The following is a 17,847-nucleotide window of genomic DNA, read 5'->3' as shown; positions in this document are numbered from 1 at the left end:
GACGGGTCGAGAACAGCTTGCTCATGGGAATTCTCCATTCGATGTAAAGAAAAGGGGTTGAATACCGTCCCGCGGAACAGGCCGGGTAATTTTCCGACCTCATTTCCTCCGGGGTTCCCCGGTGAGGGCGTACTTCAAATAAACCCTGCGAGCGGATGTGCGTCACGACACTCGAATACGTGGCTGGACATGCAGAACCGATCTTGGTACAAGCTGCCGCCCTACCGACGGTGCGAGCCGTAATGACACCCGCGAGGCCTTGGGCTGCCTACCTCCCCGGGCCCCGGACCAAGCCCGACGTCCAGCCACCCGCGGATTGACTCGACTGGCCAACTCCCTGGACCGCGACATTTCGCTACTCCGTCGATACGCTCTGTCGCCGCCTCCACGTCGTCCCCGGGAATCGGGGGGCGCAGGCGGGCCCGAAAGCGCAGTACACCGTGCCTCTCCCCCCGTCCGCCCGCGAGGACGTCGATGCGCACGCCGGAAGCGGGGTCGTGTCCGAAGGTGACGGCTCTCTCTTGAGGCGGGTGCCGTGGGCGGTGATACCGGTCGCCGCCAGGTCGTAGAGGTAGATCGGTGAGAAGGGGAGGGCGGTCGCCGTCCTGGCGAGGACCACGAAGACGATGTCGGAGCGGGAGAAGTCCGCGTAAGGGCGGCGGCCGTGATCGCGTCGCGGAGGTATTTCTCGTGGGCCTCGAAGGTGAGGCCGCGCACGAAGCCGTAGGAGGTGGACTGGGCGGGCATCCTCATCCAGCGGTGCAGTGGCGTGTGGTCCAATCGCAGGCGGAAGCCGTGCCGCCGACCGGCCGCTGGTCCTGGAGTTCGTCGGCAAGTTCGACGAAGCTCTCGCCCGGCCCCGTCCACCGGTTGCTATGCTGACCCGCCATCGCCCTGTTAGCGCTCACATTCAGAAGAGGTGCACCCCGTACATGCCCCTCGAAGACGCCTCCGCGGAGTTCCACGACTTCTTCGAGCGCCACTACGTCGAACTGGCCCGCCTTGCCCACCTCCTGACGGGAGACAGTGACGCCGCCGATGACCTCGCCGCGGACGCGTTCGTCGCACTCTGGCATCGCTGGGACCGTGTGCAACGTGCGGACCGTCCACTCGCCTACGCCCGGGGCGTGGTCTCCAACATGGCGCGCAACAGCATCCGCAGGGCGGTCCGCGAGCGCCGCCGCGTCGCGTTGTTCTGGACCCGTAGCACCGACCGTGCGGAAGACCCGGACGTCGCGGCCGTCGTGGACGTCCGGGCCGCCCTGGGCCGGCTCCCGTTCCGCAAACGCGCGTGCGTCGTACTGCGGCACGCCTTCGACCTCTCGGAGAAGGACACCGCGCTGGCCCTCGGAATATCGGTCGGTACGGTAAAGAGCCAGACCTCCAAGGGCTTGGCGGAGCTCGAACGCATACTCGGCAGACGCGCCACCGAGGAACTGGTGGGGAGGAGGAGCTGATGGACGACCTGTACACGCAGCTACGGCAGGCCGCCGCCGCCCACCAGCCGGACCGGGCCCGCATCCTCGCCCGTGTCGAACAGGGCAAGACGTCGTCCTCCGTCCCCACCGGTCTCGCCACCGATCCCGCCCGCGCCCGCGAAGTCCGGCGCAGCCGGGTCACCTCGTCCCGGCCGAGGATCGCGCTGGCCGCGCTCGTGACCGCCGCCACCCTGGCAGTGAGCGGCCTCGCCGTGGGTGGCGTCGTTCAGAACCACGACCGGCCGCAGGAGGCGGCCACCCTGCCCGAGACGTCCCTGGCCCCCTCCCCCGGACCCTCGCCTTCCCCTACACCCGACATCTCCGGGCGACCGAGGCCGAGCAGCCCATCACTGCCCTCCGAGACCATGCGGCCGTCCCCACCGTCCCCATCGTCCACGACGGCCCACCCCGCCGGCCCTTCCGCTCCCGGCCGCACACACACCGAGGACGGGCCACTGTGGGCGGCCGGGTCCGTCGACGTCCACAGCAACACCTTCTGGGCCCAGAGCAACGTCACCATCAAGACGCGAAAGCCCCTCACCGCGCTGACCTTGGAACTGCGCGTCGTCCAGACGGGCGGAGTCAAGAGCACGGGCAGCTGGCAGACCCTGTCCGGCGACGACTTCGCCCTCTCGGTACGGGAGGACAGCGGCGTGCTCGTCTACCGCTGGGCACTCAAACCGGGCAGGACGGTCCCGGTGGGACAGCACGTCTTCGCCGGCCAGTACGACCACGCTGCGGGTGGCCGGGACGCCGTGGGCGACACGTACCGGGTGGACGCCGGTACGGCGGACGCGACGCCCTCCGTCTGGGGCGACTTCCCACCCGGCGCCTGAGCGGCGGTGCACCACCGCGTCCTCGTGCGGGTGCACCGAGGACGTGGTTGACGGACCTGCGGTTACGGCCGGAACGTGACGGCGGACGGGTGTACAAGCAGCGGGTGTCGCCGGGGCCGCTTCCGGCCTCCTCGGGTTCGCCGCCGGTCACATCGACGGTCATCACCTGGGAGGCCGAGATGCCCTTGAGGGTGGCTGCGTCCTCGCCGAGGTTCTCCCACCAGACGTTCTTCAGAGTGCAGTTGCCGTTGCGATGCACGCCGTCGGCGGCCGGGTCGCCGAGCACGACGTTCTGGAGCACGGCTCCGTCGGCCAGTTCGAACAAGGCCGGCTGGCCCTCGGACTGGCCTCGCCTCCGCTGCCGAGCGCGCCCTTGCCGACGAAGCGCCTCCCGCCGCCGTCGAAGAAGGCGGCCACCTTCTCGGTGGTGGTCAGCGGCACGTCGACCGGTGGGTGCCGGCCACGCCGGGATCTTCCGGACCTTCCCCCCCGTCCCGGTCGCGGGGGGCGAAACGGTGGCAGTGGCCGTGACACCGGAGGTGGGGCTCACGGTGGCGGTCGGCTCGGCTGTCGGCTTGACCGTCGGCTTGGCTGTCTGCCGAGCCGACTGCCCGCAACCGCGGCGCCACCAGTGGCAGTGATTGATAGCGCTAACAATCGCGCTGTCAAGAAGTGGTGGGCTGCCGAACGGACCGAGGCCCCTGGCCGAAAAGGCCGAGTGGCCTACCGGCGAACCGCCGGGCCCGCACTGCGGCGCAAGACCATCTCCGGCGAAACCAGCACGTGACGGCGGGCATGGCCGGCTCCGCCCAGTTCCCCCACCAGCAACTCGAGGGCGCGGCGTCCCAGCTCGCCGAAGTCCTGGCGGACGGTGGTGAGCGGCGGGGTGAAGTACGCGGCCTCGGGGATGTCGTCGAAGCCCACCACGCTGATGTCGCCCGGGATCGCCCGGCCCGCCTCGTGCAGCGCGCGGAGCAGGCCGAGAGCCATGTGGTCGTTCGCGCAGAACACCGCGGTGACCAGCGGGTCCCTGGCGATCCTCAGCCCCGCCTCGTACCCGGAGGGAGCGCCCCAGTCCCCGCTCCGGACCTTCGGCACCCGGGCACCGGCCGCCTCCAGCGCTTTGCGCCAGCCGTCCTGCCGGGTCGTGGTTTCGAGCCAGCCGGGCGGACCTGCCACGTGGTGCACGGTGGCGTGCCCCAGGTCGAGCAGATGACGGGTGGCTGCCAGCGCGCCGGCCTCGTTGTCCACGGCCACCGTCGGCACCCGGGACTGGCTTCCCGACCCCACCGCCGCCACCGGTACCGCACTGGACAGCTTCGCCAGCGCGCTCACGGCCGAGACCTGCGGCGCTATGACGACGATGCCCTCCACGCCCTGGTCGCGGAGCCGGTCCACGGCCTCCTGCACGGAGCGGCTGTCCAGCGAGCGCAGACTCGCCACGCTGACGAAGTACCCTGCGCTGCGCGCGGCCTGTTCGATGCCGTCCAGCATCGAGGCGGGGCCGTAGAGCGCGCTGCCGAAGCTGACCACGCCGAGGGTCTGCGAACGCCGGGTGACCAGGGCACGGGCGGCCGAATTGGGCCGGTAGTCCAGTTCCCGGATGGCGGCGAGTACGCGGTCCCGGGTGTCCGGCCGCACGTGCGGCGCACCGTTCAGCACGCGAGAAACCGTCTGGTGGGACACTCCGGCGACCCGCGCCACGTCCGCCATCACAGGCTGGCGCGGCTCCGGCTCGATGTTTGCACTTCCCATCAGGGCCCCCTCGTCCGTCTCGTCGATGGCCGGCACCGCACCCCGGCTCCGGGTCGCCCCCCGGGCCCGCGCCCGGTCCCTGACGACCCTGGCCAGGCGCTACGACTGTCTCATGAGTGCTCACGAGAGTGTATTTGTTCACGCTCACCTGACAATGCCTCTCGCGCGGAGCACGCACGTGCCGGGGCAACGGGGAACACGGGTCCGCCCGGGGCTCCAACGACGAATCTCCGAGTCAGGACACTAGGAGCGGAAGGCCTTCCGGAGGAGCTCGCCGAACTCGGCGGGATGCGTGGTCAGACCGGTGTGCCCGCCGGGGAAGTGCAGGAGCTCCGTGCCGAGTTGCTCGGCCAGGAGAGCGGCCGGCCGGTAGGGCAGCTCGCCGCGTGAGTCCTGACCGCAGGCGAGTACGAGCCGGTCCGACAGCGCCTCCAGCCGCCGGATGTCCGGGACGTAGGACATGAAGCCGGGGACGATGCGCCCGACGAAGTACGGCATGTTGGCCATCGTCTGCTCGGCCCGTGCCGCTGCCTGCGGTGGAAGCGTGATCCCGGCCTTCGGCTCGATGGTCTCGCCGTCTTTCTTCATACCTGCGGCGAAGAGGGCCACCGCCGGCATGAGCCCCTGTGCGTGGAAGGTTTCCTGTACGCGTGCGATGAGCGCGCGATGGTCGGAGGCGTCGGGCAGGACCTCCACCACCGGCGGCTCATGTGCGACGAGGCGTTCGACGCGTTCGGGACGGGCGGTGAGCAGGTGCAGGGCGGCGATGGCACCCGAGCTGGAGCCGAACACCCGGGCGGGTTCCCCGGGCGACAGCAATTCCAGTATCCGCAAGGCGTCGTCGGCGTGTTCGGCCACCAGTTGCCCCGCCTGGGGGTCGTCCAGCGTGCTTCGGGACATGCCGCGCGGGTCGTAGGTCGCGACGGTGTGTTCGGCTGCCAGGTCATCGGCGATGCCTTCGAAGGAGGCCGCGCCGCCCGCCCCTCCGGGAATCAGGAGCAGGAGCGGGCCCTGGCCGCGCACTTCGTAGTGCAGGGTCGCGCCGTTCACGCGCAGGCTGCCGATGGTCGGGGTCCTCATGCGGAGTCTCCTTCTCGGGACGGGGGCCAGTGCTCCAGGAGGGTGTGCAGGGCGTCGAGGACGCGGACCCAGGACTGCTGCGGCGAACGCTCGTGTGCGAACCCGCCCGCGGCCTCCAGGGCGACGAACCCGTGGAACGTACTGCGCAGCAACCGGACCGCGTCGGTCAGGTCGGGCTCGGCCAGTCCGTAGCCGCGCAGCATGCCGTAGGTCAGCTCGACCGCACGCCGCGGTCCGGATGCTTTCGCGGCCAGCTCGGGGTCGATCCGGATCGGGATCTGCGTCGCCATGTAGCGGCCCGGGTGCTTGCGGGCGTACTCCCGCCACGCGTTGGCAAACGCGACCAGCGCGTCCTTGCCCGCCCGCCCGGCGGTCGCCTCCGCGATGCCGATGGTCTTCTCGTCCGCCGCCAGCAGCGCGATCCGTCCGCGCAGATCCTCCAGACTGCGGACGTGCGTGTAGAGGCTCGCATCCTTCACGCCGAGCCGCCGCGCCACCTTCGACATGGTCACCTGGTCCAGCCCGAACTCATCGGCCAACTCGGCGGCCGCGACCGTCACCCGCTCCGCCGTCAGCCCTGCCCTCGCCATGCACCCTCCCGTGATCCTAGGACTCCTAGTTTTAACCTAGTAGCCCTAGGAAAAGCAAGCGTGGCAGACCGGCAGACAGGTCAGCGGCCGGCCAGGGCTTGCGCTCGCTGCGCGCCCCGACCACCTCCATGCGGACCGGCTGAGCTGGCCGGCCTGACCGGCGCCGAGCCCGATCCAGACCTGTTGGAGTGGGAGTACGGCGGCTACGAAGGCCTGACCGCCGAGCAGATCCGCGAGGCGAGGCGAGGCCAGGCTGGGACCTGTGGCGCGACGGCGTCCTTCCCGGTGACGCCGACCGCCCTGGCGAGCAGCTCGCGCAGGTGGCCGCGCGTACGGACGCGGTGCTGGGCCGCGTCCGTCCGCTGCTCAGCGACGGCGACGCCGCCGTGGCTGCGCACGGCCACCTGGCGCGCGTGCTCACCGTGCGCCGGCTCGGCCTGGACGCGTCAGCGAGCCGGCTGCTCGGCCACCCACTTCCGGGCACTCTCAGCTTCCTCGCCACCGAAGACGGGCAGCCATCAACCAGCCGCTCCACGATCGTCACGGTCGCAGACTTCTGATCCAAATGAGATGACCTCCAAGGGCACCGGCGACTGGCTGCCGGTGCGCCTGGGGTGCCCGGGGTGCGCTCGGGTGCCCAGGGTGCCCGGCGCCACCGGGACAGCCCGACGTGGTCCGTGCAGGCTCGACCTGAGGGTCCCTGCCGCGATGAGTTCCGGCCTGGTCGCGAGTCTGTCCTGGTGACCCTCGTACGTCGTGCAACGCTGCCCGGCAAGAGACACCACGGAGGACACCATGGCGACCAGCCCGGAAGACCCGAACACCGCCCTGCCCGGCCGCCCGCCCGTCGTTGACCTGGCCACCTGGCAGACCGCCCGGGACGAGCTCCTGGTCCGCGAGAAGGCCCACACCCGCGAGGGCGACGCCCTCGCCGCGGCCCGCCGCCGGCTGCCGATGGTCGAGCTCGACGGGACGGTCGAGGTCGTCGGACCCGATGGCCCGGTCCCGTTCCTGAACCTGTTCCAGGGCCGCGACGAGCTCGTGGTCTACAAGCACATGTGGTACGACGGCGCGCCGCACCAGGGGCAGTGCGAGGGCTGCACCACCACGGCCTGGCACGTGAAGGACGCCGTCTACCTCAACGCCCGGGGCGTCTCGTTCGCCGTCCTGACCACGGGCCCGTGGGGCGAGGTGGCTCCCTACGTCAAGTTCATGGGTTACACCCAGCCCTGGTACTCCGTGCGGGGCGTGGAGGCGCCGGTCGGCGGAGAAATGGGGCACATCATCTGTTTCCTGCGCGACGGCGACCGCGTGTTCCTCACCTACTCCACGACGGGCCGGGGCAACGAGCCGGCCAACGGCTCCCTCGGCCTGCTCGACATGACGCCTTACGGCCGCGGCGAGGCGTGGGAGGACAACCCCGAGGGCTGGCCCGTGATCGGCGATGTCCGCGAGGGGTACCCGTCCGAGGGCCGCCAGGCCTGCTGGTACTGGCGCTCGGATGCCGACGCGTCGCCACCTGGGGCCCGACCAGCCGGCCCGTGCCGCAGTGGACCCGCCCCGGCGCGACCCCTGTGGAGACCCTCGGCCGGCACGGCCCCCACCACTGACGCGCCTTCGTCGACGGCGTCAGCAAGACACCTCTTGCCGCGGAGCCGTCCAGCGGAAACGGTCCCCGACGGAAATCGGGACGGAATCAGGGCCGTGATCCCGCCCCCCACCGACCAGGCCGCGAACCGCAACACGACCGAGCCGGCGCATCATCGAGGGCCACCCGCCCTCGATCAGGTCCCACACCGGCACCGGTTCCTCTCCTCTGGGACTGCGTGCGGTGCGGAGCGATCGGCCGCGGTTGCGTACATCTCCACCGTCCGCGATCCCCGGACGCCCCCGCTCCCCCGATCTCGGTCCCACCCCTCGGACTCACCCCGAAGAACTCCGTTCCGTTCATCTGTGCGGATTCTCCAGGGACGGCGAGCGAGGGGTAGTACGGAATCCGGCCAGGCAGCTTCCGCATGTGACTGACTGCCCTGGAATGGCCCTGGACGAGGATGCCCCCGATCCGGTCTGCCTCGCCTGCGGGTACCCGGTGTGCGGGTCCTGCACCACCACCCACGCACTGGCCGGCACGCACCTGTGCAGGCCCTGCGCCGAGGGGTACGGCGGCGAGGAACTCGCGGAGACTCTGGAGTCCTCGGCCGCCTACCTCGCGGCTCTGGCGAACCTGTGCGAGGACCCCGCACTGGCCGGCAGTGCGCCCGGCGACGACCGGCCGCCGGCCCCGGAGGAGTGCCGCGAAAACGAGCGTGCCATGGTCAACGGCCTGGACGACCAGGCCCGCTGCGAGGAATGCGGCAGCCCTGCCTGCACTCACTGCGAGGCTCACCTGACCGACGGACACGCCCGCTGCGACGACTGCGGCCGCCAGCTCATGCATGCCCTACCCGCCTCTGGGGGTCCGCCGGACAACTGATCTGCCGCCGGGCCGCTACGGTCGGTCTGAGTCGCTGCTGGTCTGCAATGGGCGCGGACCAACGGCTCCGACAGCAGGGCCCCTTCTGTACGGTGTCAGCCCGGTGAGGCGCCTTCGCCGAGGACGGTGTGGATCAGTGTCCGCTGCGCGTCGGACAGGCACGGGTCCTGGAGGTCGAGCACCTCGTCGTCGACGGTGATCCGGTAGTGGTAGCCGTCGGCCACGGGGTCGACGGCCCGTTGTGCGAGTTCCTCCAGCTCCGCCGCGTCCGCGCGGCCCGAGGTGTCGAGTGCACGGAGCTTCTCGAAGCCGGCGAAGCCTCCGGAGCGGGTGACCGTGATCAGCATGGCTGTTTCTCCCTCTTCCTGGTGGTTCCCACGGTCTGCACGTCGCAGCCACAGCCCCGGGTGCCCCGAACACCGGCCCGCTGTCACGAAGCAGGGTCCCGGCCGTACGAACGTCCGGAAAGCGCCGCTGTGTGGCCGACCTGTAACCGGCGGGGCCGGATGGGGTGCGGCGGAAGGCGGGCGGCTCGCGTCCGGACGTCGTGCGGCGGCCAACGGCTTGCCAGGTGTCCCCTCGCCAGCGAGGGCCTCGTCCTGGAGTACGCGTCCGCGCCGGTCCACATCGGACGTCAGTCGCCTCCGCCCCCGCAGCCCCCGCGTCCGCAGGACGAGCCTCCGCAGGACGAGCCGCCTTCGACGCCGTACGTCCGCCGAGGGCCGCGCTCCTGGACGGCGGACGGTGCGTGCGGGCAGCTCGTCTTCCCATGGACACGCGTGTGCGTGGACGATGGGGGAACGACGCCGCTGAGGAGAAACACATGAGGACACGTATCGTGCGCACTCTGCTCGTCGCCGGGACTGTCGTCCTGGCCACTCTCGGCTCTCCCACGGCGGCGCAGGCCCTGCCCGCCTGCCCGAGCAACGCCATCTGCCTGTGGCGCTTCCAGGACGGAACCGGCGACCTGTACGTGTGGCGCAGCGGTTACGTGGACCTGCCCGGCAAATTCGTTGACCACGTCGGGTCGTTCCGGGCCAACAGGACCGGCGCCTTCATCGACTGGGCGACCGGCAAGGACTGCCGTCCGGTCCGGGTCGGCGATTACGCCTCCAACTACCAGGGACGGTTCGGCGGCAAGATCGACGCGGTCGGTAACACCTGCTGACGGCCGACGCGTCCAGCCGGGCCCGACAGGGCGGCCACGCCGCCCTGTCGGCGTGTCCCTCAGCGACGGCGTGCGCAGGTCCAGGCCCCCATGCCCTGCATCTTGGCGAGCCTCCTCGCCGTCGCGACCTGCTCCGCCTTCGTGGCGAGGTCTGCGCGTGGTGCGTACTTGCGGCCTCCTGCCGCGTTCCAGCTGGACCGGGTGAACTGCAACCCCCCGTAATGGCCGTTACCGGTGTTCGCCCTCCAGTTCCCGCCGGATTCGCACCGGGCGATGGCGTCCCAGTCAGCGGTGGGTTTGGAGTGGACCGCGGCGGCGTGCGCCCCGGAGACGTTCAGCAGGGCCGCGGTCAACAAGACCCCGGCTGCCAGCAGTTGACAGACCTTGCTCCGGCTCCGCCGGTCCTTCGGGTGGCGCGACATCAGTCCTCCTTCGCTGTTGGGGCGGGCTTGCCACGAACAGCGGGCGGGCCCGCGTACGGCCCTCTTCGGATCGTTGCCACAGCACAGCACGGACCGACGCGCTTACCGCGGCACTTGCCGTCGGTGAAGGTACGACGCCACTCGAATGGACGCTCCACGGCTCGCGACCAGAGCGATCGTCAGCAGGCGGCGCCGACGAGCACGGAGTGTAGCCGGGCGCAGGCCGCCTCGGCCCGAACCAGACGTCCTCGGCGATGAGGTACTCGTCGCGGCACTGCCGTTCGACGCGCTCGTGCCGGATCCGTTCCTGCTGCTCCACGGGCCGGGCCCTGTCGCCGGTCGGAGAGGAACACCGGCCCCCGGGTCCGACCGGCCAGCAGCCGGGGCATGAGCCGGGCGGTCCCGGAGCGGCAGGTCACCAGGTGTGGGCCGTGCGGGCCCGGCGGTCGTCCCGGTCCAGGTCCTCCACGTTCAGCGACAGGACGGCTTTCACTCCGGCCGCAGACTCGTGCAGCAGCCGCCATAGCGTCTGTTCGCGCAGCGGCAGGTCCGGGAGGCTCCAGAGCGCGGCGAGCTGCGCGGAGCCCAGCGCCGGAGTCCGCGGGCGGGTCTCGGCGCGACGGTCCAGCCCGGCCGCGAGGTCACTCAGGGACGCCCACGCACAGAAGGACCGGACCCCGAGCGATGCCGGTTCCTGGTCTGGCCGCTGTCCCTCCCCACGCGGTCGCGAACACCCGCACCTGGTCGGCCGTAAGGGAGGCCAGCGGAAGCTGGTCGCCGAGGGCAAGGCACAGGCGCCGGAGGGTCTGTCCGTACGAGTGGATCGTGGCCGGGTCCAGATCGTCACGGCGCAGGAAGTCGTGGGCGGCCCGCCCGAGTGTGGGCCCGGGCGGGCTGGAGACGGTGATCTCGTCCGCGCGCCGGCGCAGAAAGGAGCGCTCGGCGGCGTTCCTGGTGAGGGACGCCGTCCGATGGAACTCCAGCCGCGCTTCCTGGTGCCGGTCCAGGCGGGCCAGCAGGTCTCCCCTGACGCTGGGGAGGAGATGGTAGTCGCGCAGTGCTGGGATCGGCGGCCAGGAAATCGACCAGGTCGAGGCCTACTTGTGGCCCGCACGCCATCTCGAGTGCCACCGCGCGGTTGAGATGCACGATCGGCGTCGGCAGAAGCCGCGCCAACGCCCCGTACAGGGCCGCGATCTGATGACGGGATCGGTGCTGCTCCCGCTCAAGGCGATCGCGATGAACACCCTGTCGCGGGGTGCGTCGTTCGGCGCTGTCGTCCTCGTCTTCCAGGACGGCTGGGGCGCCGGTCTGTTCGGCGTGCACACGCTGGGCGGACTGGGCTACTGGCTCCCGTGGTGGTGTTCGCGCTCGCCTTCGGCCTGTCGATGGACGAGGTCGGGATACAGCGCTCCGCCCGGATCATCAGCTCCTCGGCCGCGCTGATGTGCATCGTCTTCATCGGATTCGCCTTGGGCGAGCTGCTGGTCATGAAACAGCTGGCGATCGCGCTGACCGTTGCCGTCGTCGTCGACGCCACGCTGGTGCGGTGCGTGCTGGTTCCGGCCACGATGACACTGCTCCGCGGTGCCAACTGGTGGGCACCGTGCAGGCTCCGCCTACGATCCCGCTGTCTGCGGGCTCGAGCCCCGGGGGCCGGGACGGTGGACACCTGATGCAGGCCGGCCGAGGTGCGTACGGCGGGCGGATCCGAGGTCGGCTCTCGGCCACCGCATCCGGGGGCTCACGGGAAAGATATGAGAGCGGAGGCCGGCGCATCCGACTTCGGCCTGGAGCGGCCCCCGGGGGTCGGCGTCGGGCGCTGCGCGGCGAGGCGGGCGAGGTGGGCTTCGCGCAGCTCCTCCCACGGCGTGCACTCGTCGACCGGCGGCAGGCCGTTGGATGCGAGGTCCTCCAGGACGCCGGCGAACTGGTCAGCGGTCGCCCGGGTCTTGGCCGCGTACGCGCGGACCGCGTCGGCGGCCGCGGGCTCCAGCTGCTGCCGGAGGGCGGAGGCCGGCTGTTCGCTCATTGGGGCTCCAGGAGGTCGATGTGGCGGGGCCTCACCACGGTATCGCTCAGTCCGGCTCCCGAACCCCGCTACGGACGAACCGGCCCTCGCCCGCGTACTGGCCCCGGGAACCAGCGCTGCTGAAGGCTGGTCGCGCTCGGCGACGTGCTGGGAGACGGCGCCGCCGGGCGCGCCGGGCGGCGCCCGATGCCGATCGGGGGGCGGCCCCGATCCGTCCCTGGGCCTGCCAGGGATCGACTTGCGCGCGATCGACAGCAGCCGGTCGACCGGGACGACCGGCGCGCCCGAAGCCTGGCAGCTCAGGTGTTGAGCATGTGCCCGGTCGTTGCGTCCACATGGTCCGGTACCTCGTCGTGGCGATCGCCCACGGTCAGCGTCCCGGCGGGCTCGAACATGAGGATCGCGGCGCCGGACGGAGCGTACGGCTTGTGCTCCGTGCCCCGCGGGACGGTGAAGACCGCTCCCTGTGGGAGCCGGACCGTGCGCTCCCCATCGGCCTCGCGCAAGGAGATGTGCAGCTCTCCGTCGAGTACCAGGAAGAACTCGTCGGTGGCGTCGTGGACGTGCCAGACGTGTTCGCCCTCGACCTTGGCGATGCGGACGTCGTAGTCGTTCACGCGCGTGACGATGCGGGGGCTCCACAGGGCATCGAAGGAGGCCAGAGCCCTGTCGAGGGGGATGGGTTCGTTACTCATGCGCTCATCCTGAGCCGTTTTCCATGGCCGGCGTGAGTGCTAGGAATTGCGTATGTCGAAAGAATCCTCGCACGCACCGCGTCCGGCAGGCCTGCACCGGGTCGTCGTGATCGTCGACGAGAACTCGAATCCCTTCGAACTCGGCTGCGCGACCGAGGTCTTCGGGCTGCGCAGACCGGAGATCGGCCGTGATCTCTACGACTTCAGGCTCTGCTCCCCCGAGCCCCGCACCCTGATGAGGGACGGGTTCTTCACGCTTACGGCAGTCGCCGATCTGGAAGCTGCCGACACGGCGGACACCTTGATCGTCCCCAACCGGCCCGACGTCGAGGTGCCCCGCCGCCCAGCCGTGCTCGATGCCGTCCGGCGGGCGCACGCGCGCGGCGCGCGCCTGGTCGGCTTCTGCAGCGGCGCCTTCACCCTGGCTGAGGCCGGAGTCCTCGACGGGCGCCGGGCCACCGCGCACTGGCAGTGGGCGGATTCGTTCCGGGCCCGCTTCCCTTCTGTCCAACTCGAACCAGACGTGCTGTTCGTGGACGACGGTGACATCCTCACCGCTGCGGGCAGCGCGGCCGCGCTCGATCTCGGGCTGCATGTGGTCCGTCGCGACCACGGTGCGGAGGTCGCCAACTCCGTGAGTCGGCGACTTGTCTTCGCGGCGCACCGCGACGGCGGGCAGCGTCAGTTCGTGGAGCGCCCCATGCCCGACCTGCCTGACGAGTCCCTGGCACCTGTCTTGGCCTGGGCCCAGGAGAGGTTGAACTCACCGCTCACGGTCTCTGACCTCGCGGCGCGCGCGGCGGTCAGTCCGGCGACGCTCCATCGCCGCTTCCGGGCACAACTGGGAACGACGCCCTTGACGTGGCTCACGGGCGAACGACTTGCCTTGGCATGCCGGTTGATCGAACGAGGTGAGTCCCGCTTCGAGGTGGTCGCGCGGCGCAGCGGGCTTGGCACCGCTGCCAATTTGCGCACGCTGATGCGCCGCGACACGGGCATCACTCCGTCTGCATACAAGCGTCGGTTCGGGCCGGGGACAAATTGACAGGGCATCCTTCTCCCGCGCGGCACGGGACGTGCCGTCGAGAACGGCTCCCTCTCAGAGGCCGGTTTCCGGGGAGGAAGCGTGACCGCACGTGAGTGAAGACCGCCGGCGACTGCCACAGAGGCGATGTCCCCTGCCGGGCTGAGCGTCCCTGCTTCAGACCGCCGCCGAGCCCGCCGCCGGCGTCGGCCGCGCGCTCCGGGCGGCCTGCTCAGGCTGCGTCGGCGGCACGGCCCGAAGGTGCTGGGCGGCCTCGGCGGCGGTGTAGGAGGCGGCGAAGGTGAACGCGCGGGGGGACGGCCCGTGCGTGCGCAGGTCCGCCAGCCGCTCCAGGGCTTCGCCGACGGTCGGCAGGTGACCGGCGGGAACCCACCAGAGCACCAGGTGCGCCTCGACGTGCCGTTCGAACCATTCGCGGCGCCGCCGCATCACCTCCAAGTGCCCGCTGCGGTAGGCGAAGTCCCACAGAGCCTCCTGGGTCTCCCACACCGACAGGTTGACGATGACGTCCTCGCCCGCCGGGCGCATCCCGGTGGCGTCGGCCGCCCCCTCCTCCACGAGCCGCCACACGAAGCCGGGCGCGCCGTCGGCGGCGGCGTTGACCGGGTCGAGCATCTCGACGAACGGCGCAATGCGCGGGTCGTCGAGGGGGTGACGGAGCGTGGCGACGTTGAGCTGGGCGAGGTGGGCGGCATGCGCGGATGCGGTCATGGCCTCATCCCAGCACGACCCTTCTTTCTATGTCAATCATCATTGTTTTTAGAAGTCTCGACCACCACGCAACACTCCCCCGGTCGAGCGTCCATGCGAGCGCGGACGGGACCCTCCGTACCGAGCAGCCCCTCCAGCAGCGCGAGATTCATGCCGCAGACCAGTGGAGGGAAGCGTTCGGCGACGGCATGAAAGGGGCAGTTGCGCATACGGACGACGCGTGCGGCTACCCCGCTCTCCCCCTCGCCGACGTCGGCACCCTCGACGCCTTCCAGGTACGGCTCGTAGCCGCGGGCCGTCAGCATCTCCATGGCTTCTTGGAGGCCGCCGCAAGGCGCCGCCGTGCCACGCAGGGCCTCGCCCCGGCGGCGCGCGGCCGCGCAGAGCCCGGCGTCCAGCCCGGCCTGCTCGGCGGTCTCGGCGAGGAGCTCGGCGGCGGTGCGGTAGTCACGGGCGGGCAGCGACACCGACCGCTCGGTCCGCGCCCGCGTGTAGACCTTGGCGGGGCGACCCGCCCCCGGCCCCGAGCGGCCCGTCAGGCGTCGGCTACCGCTCTCCAGCAGCCCGGCCTCAGTCAGTTTGTCCAGATGGTGCGCAGCAAGCGTGCGTGCCACCCCGGCCGCCTCGGCGGCCTCGTTGCGGCCGACTTCGCGGCCCTGCGCCGCCACGTACTCATACAGACGGCGCCGCACCGGATCCTGCAACACCGCGATCGCGTTGATGTCCTCCACGTGACCATTCTAGGAACAATGCAGGTTGGAGATAGAACCGGGACCCGGAGGCCACATGCGGCGCTCGACGCGGCCAGCCGTCCTTCGCCCGCACTCGCCAACTTCTGTGGGTGCACGGACCGTTCGGCACCTTAGCCAGAGGACGGCACCCAGGCCGCCGCCCCGTAGGTCTCGGCGTCCGACCGGCGTCCGACTCGGGGGAGCAAGGGTGGACGACGAGGTGCCGGCAGGGCGGCCTGACATCGTCCCGGCCTGATCAGGCGGCTGGCTGCAGTCGGACGCAGCACCGCCCGGGGCCGGGTGCCAGGCATGCCTCGAACCCCGCCTCGCCCAGCCCGCTGAGGACACCGCGAAGCAGATGGAGGTTCATGCCGCACACCGTCCGGGTGTGCTCCCGGGCCAGCGCGTGGAAGGGGCAATTGGCCAGAACGATGACCTCGCCCTCGCGGCGCGGCTCGAAGCCGTACCGCTCCAGCACGTCGAAGACGCCTGCCGTGGTCCGCTCGCCCAGTTGCTCGCCGTGTTCTTCGGCCTTGCGGTGCAGCACAGCCCGCACCGACTCGCCGGTCGCGTCGGATTCCTCCACGGCTTGGGCGAGGAGGCGTCCGGCCAGCTCGTAGCGGCGGTCCGGCAGGCTGACCGCGACCTGGTTCGCCGAGCGGCGGTAGAGCTTGGCCGGTCTGCCCGCGCCCGGTCCGGAGCGCCCGCTACGACGCTCGTAGAAGACATCGAGCAGTGATGCGTCAGCCAGCCGGTCCAGGTGGAACGCAGCGGTCTGCCGTGCCAGCCCAAGAGCAGCGGCGGCCTCGTCCCTGCTGACCGGGCCCGACTGGCGGACCACGTGGTCGTACAGCCTCCGTCGGGTCGGCTCGCCGAGAGCGGCGATGGCGGAGACCGCAGCGTCGCGCACTTCCTGCGGGCTATCCATGTACACCAGTGTAAAACCCACAATCATTGACTAAAGAGTCAAATCGGTGCTTCTATTGTCAATGAACCTTGTCGATAGAAGGAGGGGTCATGGCCTCCGAAACCACCACCACCTCCGCCGCCCCGCGGCGGAGAGTGCTTACAGACCCCGGCTACCAGGCGTTCGTGATCCTGCGTGTCGGATTCACGGTGGCGCCGATCCTGTTCGGCCTGGACAAATTCGCCGACCTGCTCGTGGACTGGCCCGCCTACCTCGCGCCGTGGATCGACAACGTCGTTCCCGGCAGCGCCCAGGCGGCCATGTACGCGGTGGGTGTGATCGAGATCCTGGCCGGCGTCACCGTGGCACTGGCTCCCCGCTTCGGGGGCTGGTTGGTGGCCGGCTGGCTGGCCGGCATCATCGTCAACCTGCTGACCATCCCGGGCCACTACGACATCGCGCTGCGTGACTTCGGACTGCTCCTCGGTGCAGTCGCGCTCGCACGGCTCGCCGAGCGGTACCGCACCGCGCGGTAGCCGCTGTGAAGAGCCGGGGAGCGTGCTGGAACCGACCGGCGGGTGGCGCCTCGCGGCACCACCCGCCCGTGCCGCCGCTCGCCTCGGGTCGTCTGCGGGTGGCATCCAGGGGGCGCAGCCGGCAAGTCGGCTGCGGGGCCATGGCGAGGACGTCCGGTCTGGCCGGCCGTCTCGTCGCCAAGTCCGTCCCCTCAAGTCCGTCCAGCGAATCGGCGGCGTCTGCTTGCTCGCCCCAGCGATCGGGGCTCTCCTCGACGGCTGTACGTACACGGCCCACATCGGGCCCACCCCCGGGAGCCGGACGGCGGGTTCCGATGTCTGGATCTGAGACAACCTCGTCATTGCGGACACGCGCCGCAGGGCGAATGATCGGTGCATGCCCACACCGCGAAGAGTCGTCATCGTTGCCTTCCCCGGCGTCGAGCTGCTCGACGTCACTGGGCCCGCCGAGGTGTTCTCCGTGGCGACCCGGGTCGCGGGACAAGAGGGTCAAGAGGGTCAAGAGGGTGCCGCATACCAGGTGCAGATCGCGACGGCCGCCGGAGGCGAGGTGCCCACCTCCAGCGGTGTTCGGCTGGTTTCCGACCTGGCGCTGGAGGAGGTGGACGGCAGGGTGGACACCCTGCTGGTAGCCGGTGCGATCACCCAGGACGGAGACAACGTCGAGGCGGTCATCGACGAGACGGTGAGCGCCTGGCTGCGCCGGGGAGATCCCCGGGCCCGAAGGATCGGCTCCATCTGTGCCGGCGCGCATCTGCTGGCCGATGCGGGGCTCCTGAAGGGCTTGCGGGCCACGACCCACTGGCTCACCGCCGCGCAGCTGGCCGCCGACCACCCGGAGGTCAGCGTCGATCCGGATCCCATCTTCATCCGGTCGGGTCGCGTGTGGACCTGCGCGGGGGTCACCTCGGGGTTGGACATGGCCCTGGCGATGGTGGCCGAGGACCACGGTCAGGCCGTCGCACTCGCCACCGCCCGCATGATGGTCATGTACGTGAAACGCTCCGGTGGGCAGAGCCAGTTCAGTGTGCCGCTCTCCGTACAGGCCCCCTCCGACGATCCGGTGGAAGCACTCTGCCGTTGGATCACTGAGCATCCCCGCGAGGACCTCTCGACGGAAGCCCTCGCCGCCCGGATGAACCTGAGCGCGCGCCACTTCTCGCGCCGGTTCGGCAGGCGTACCGGCAGCACCCCCGCCTCCTACGTCGAAACCGCGCGTCTGGAGGCGGCCCGCCGACTGCTGGAGGAATCCGACCTGAGCCTGCCGGAAGTCGCCGCAGCCAGCGGTCTCGGCTCCGTGAAAACCCTGCACCGTTCCTTCCAGCGCCAGCTGAGAACCACTCCCGCCGAGTACCGGCGCCGCTTCCGCTAAACCCTGTCGTGAAAGT

19 protein-coding genes and 3 pseudogenes are annotated in these 17,847 nt (G+C 70.7%); 10 read left to right on the top strand and 12 right to left on the bottom strand.

Annotated elements, in window-relative coordinates:
* The first annotated feature begins 932 nt into the window (after positions 1-932).
* Together AB0D48_RS27515 and AB0D48_RS27510 are read left to right on the top strand one after the other, a co-directional pair.
* Positions 933-1,457: a SigE family RNA polymerase sigma factor gene (locus AB0D48_RS27515; RefSeq protein ID WP_362402395.1), complete on the top strand. Its 525-nt coding sequence runs from the start codon at positions 933-935 to the stop codon at positions 1,455-1,457.
* A complete protein-coding gene (locus AB0D48_RS27510; protein WP_362402392.1) occupies positions 1,457-2,314 on the top strand; it encodes a hypothetical protein in 858 nt (285 codons plus the stop codon). The genes AB0D48_RS27515 and AB0D48_RS27510 overlap by 1 nt, the downstream gene beginning before the upstream one ends.
* A 199-nt stretch (positions 2,315-2,513) precedes the next feature.
* Here the strand turns inward: AB0D48_RS27510 and AB0D48_RS27505 are convergent.
* From AB0D48_RS27505 to AB0D48_RS27490, 4 genes and pseudogenes are all read right to left on the bottom strand, one after another.
* Positions 2,514-2,615 (bottom strand): annotated as a pseudogene (locus AB0D48_RS27505) (pectate lyase); the annotation flags it as partial.
* Between the two features lie 422 nt (positions 2,616-3,037).
* The gene (locus AB0D48_RS27500) at positions 3,038-4,069 is read right to left on the bottom strand and encodes a LacI family DNA-binding transcriptional regulator (RefSeq protein ID WP_362402389.1); all 1,032 of its coding nucleotides are present in this window, start codon (positions 4,067-4,069) and stop codon (positions 3,038-3,040) included.
* A gap of 243 nt (positions 4,070-4,312) precedes the next feature.
* A complete protein-coding gene (locus tag AB0D48_RS27495) occupies positions 4,313-5,149 on the bottom strand; it encodes an alpha/beta hydrolase (protein ID WP_362402386.1) in 837 nt (278 codons plus the stop codon).
* Positions 5,146-5,739 (bottom strand): TetR/AcrR family transcriptional regulator, encoded by a 594-nt coding sequence (locus AB0D48_RS27490; RefSeq protein ID WP_362402383.1) that lies wholly within the window; start codon positions 5,737-5,739, stop codon positions 5,146-5,148. Before AB0D48_RS27490 ends, AB0D48_RS27495 begins: the two co-directional genes overlap by 4 nt.
* Before the next feature lie 188 nt (positions 5,740-5,927).
* On the opposite strand from AB0D48_RS27490, the gene AB0D48_RS27485 reads away from it, so the two are divergent.
* The 3 genes and pseudogenes from AB0D48_RS27485 (at position 5,928) to AB0D48_RS27475 (ending at position 8,212) form a co-directional block, all read left to right on the top strand.
* A complete protein-coding gene (locus AB0D48_RS27485; RefSeq protein WP_362402380.1) occupies positions 5,928-6,299 on the top strand; it encodes a histidine phosphatase family protein in 372 nt (123 codons plus the stop codon).
* Between the two features lie 235 nt (positions 6,300-6,534).
* Positions 6,535-7,349 (top strand): annotated as a pseudogene (locus AB0D48_RS27480) (DUF899 domain-containing protein).
* Positions 7,350-7,756: 407 nt separating this feature from the next.
* Positions 7,757-8,212, top strand: a complete 456-nt coding sequence (locus AB0D48_RS27475; RefSeq protein WP_362402377.1) for a hypothetical protein — start codon at positions 7,757-7,759, stop codon at positions 8,210-8,212.
* Between the two features lie 95 nt (positions 8,213-8,307).
* Here AB0D48_RS27475 and AB0D48_RS27470 read toward each other — a convergent pair whose 3' ends face one another.
* Positions 8,308-8,559 carry a protealysin inhibitor emfourin gene (locus tag AB0D48_RS27470; RefSeq protein WP_362402374.1) on the bottom strand — a complete coding sequence of 84 codons (252 nt, stop codon included), beginning with the start codon at positions 8,557-8,559 and terminating at the stop codon, positions 8,308-8,310.
* 476 nt (positions 8,560-9,035) lie between these two features.
* Here AB0D48_RS27470 and AB0D48_RS27465 point away from each other — a divergent pair, with 476 nt between their 5' ends.
* Entirely contained in the window at positions 9,036-9,380 is a 345-nt protein-coding gene (locus AB0D48_RS27465; protein WP_362402371.1) for a peptidase inhibitor family I36 protein, read from the top strand.
* 59 nt (positions 9,381-9,439) lie between these two features.
* Here AB0D48_RS27465 and AB0D48_RS27460 read toward each other — a convergent pair whose 3' ends face one another.
* Complete coding sequence (locus AB0D48_RS27460) at positions 9,440-9,802, bottom strand: transglycosylase family protein (RefSeq protein ID WP_362402369.1); 363 nt, start codon at positions 9,800-9,802, stop codon at positions 9,440-9,442.
* A 905-nt stretch (positions 9,803-10,707) separates the two neighbouring features.
* Positions 10,708-10,999, bottom strand: a pseudogene (locus AB0D48_RS27455) (RNA polymerase subunit sigma); the annotation flags it as partial.
* A gap of 158 nt (positions 11,000-11,157) precedes the next feature.
* Here AB0D48_RS27455 and AB0D48_RS27450 point away from each other — a divergent pair.
* Positions 11,158-11,478, top strand: a complete 321-nt coding sequence (locus AB0D48_RS27450) for an MMPL family transporter (RefSeq protein ID WP_362402366.1) — start codon at positions 11,158-11,160, stop codon at positions 11,476-11,478.
* A gap of 68 nt (positions 11,479-11,546) precedes the next feature.
* Here AB0D48_RS27450 and AB0D48_RS27445 read toward each other — a convergent pair whose 3' ends face one another.
* Both AB0D48_RS27445 and AB0D48_RS27440 read right to left on the bottom strand, forming a co-directional pair.
* Entirely contained in the window at positions 11,547-11,834 is a 288-nt protein-coding gene (locus AB0D48_RS27445; protein WP_362402363.1) for a hypothetical protein, read from the bottom strand.
* A gap of 299 nt (positions 11,835-12,133) precedes the next feature.
* Positions 12,134-12,529, bottom strand: coding sequence for a cupin domain-containing protein (locus tag AB0D48_RS27440; RefSeq protein WP_362402360.1), 396 nt, complete (start codon positions 12,527-12,529; stop codon positions 12,134-12,136).
* Positions 12,530-12,581: 52 nt separating this feature from the next.
* On the opposite strand from AB0D48_RS27440, the gene AB0D48_RS27435 reads away from it, so the two are divergent.
* Positions 12,582-13,574 (top strand): helix-turn-helix domain-containing protein, encoded by a 993-nt coding sequence (locus AB0D48_RS27435; RefSeq protein WP_362402357.1) that lies wholly within the window; start codon positions 12,582-12,584, stop codon positions 13,572-13,574.
* A 156-nt stretch (positions 13,575-13,730) separates the two neighbouring features.
* Here AB0D48_RS27435 and AB0D48_RS27430 read toward each other — a convergent pair whose 3' ends face one another.
* The 3 genes from AB0D48_RS27430 to AB0D48_RS27420 form a co-directional block, all read right to left on the bottom strand.
* Entirely contained in the window at positions 13,731-14,285 is a 555-nt protein-coding gene (locus AB0D48_RS27430) for a DUF3291 domain-containing protein (RefSeq protein ID WP_362402354.1), read from the bottom strand.
* Positions 14,286-14,317: 32 nt separating this feature from the next.
* Positions 14,318-15,016: a helix-turn-helix domain-containing protein gene (locus tag AB0D48_RS27425; protein ID WP_362402351.1), complete on the bottom strand. Its 699-nt coding sequence runs from the start codon at positions 15,014-15,016 to the stop codon at positions 14,318-14,320.
* A gap of 256 nt (positions 15,017-15,272) precedes the next feature.
* Positions 15,273-15,950: a helix-turn-helix domain-containing protein gene (locus AB0D48_RS27420; RefSeq protein WP_362402409.1), complete on the bottom strand. Its 678-nt coding sequence runs from the start codon at positions 15,948-15,950 to the stop codon at positions 15,273-15,275.
* 83 nt (positions 15,951-16,033) lie between these two features.
* Between AB0D48_RS27420 and AB0D48_RS27415 the strand changes: the two genes are divergently transcribed.
* Together AB0D48_RS27415 and AB0D48_RS27410 are read left to right on the top strand one after the other, a co-directional pair.
* Positions 16,034-16,459 carry a hypothetical protein gene (locus AB0D48_RS27415; RefSeq protein ID WP_362402348.1) on the top strand — a complete coding sequence of 142 codons (426 nt, stop codon included), beginning with the start codon at positions 16,034-16,036 and terminating at the stop codon, positions 16,457-16,459.
* Between the two features lie 376 nt (positions 16,460-16,835).
* Positions 16,836-17,831 carry a helix-turn-helix domain-containing protein gene (locus tag AB0D48_RS27410; RefSeq protein WP_362402345.1) on the top strand — a complete coding sequence of 332 codons (996 nt, stop codon included), beginning with the start codon at positions 16,836-16,838 and terminating at the stop codon, positions 17,829-17,831.
* The last annotated feature ends 16 nt before the right edge of the window (positions 17,832-17,847 follow it).

The organism is Streptomyces sp. NPDC048269, from assembly GCF_040652395.1.
Classification (GTDB): Bacteria; Actinomycetota; Actinomycetes; order Streptomycetales; family Streptomycetaceae; genus Streptomyces.
Note: the sequence above shows the minus strand (reverse complement) of the source record. Positions and strands in the feature narration are given on the sequence as shown.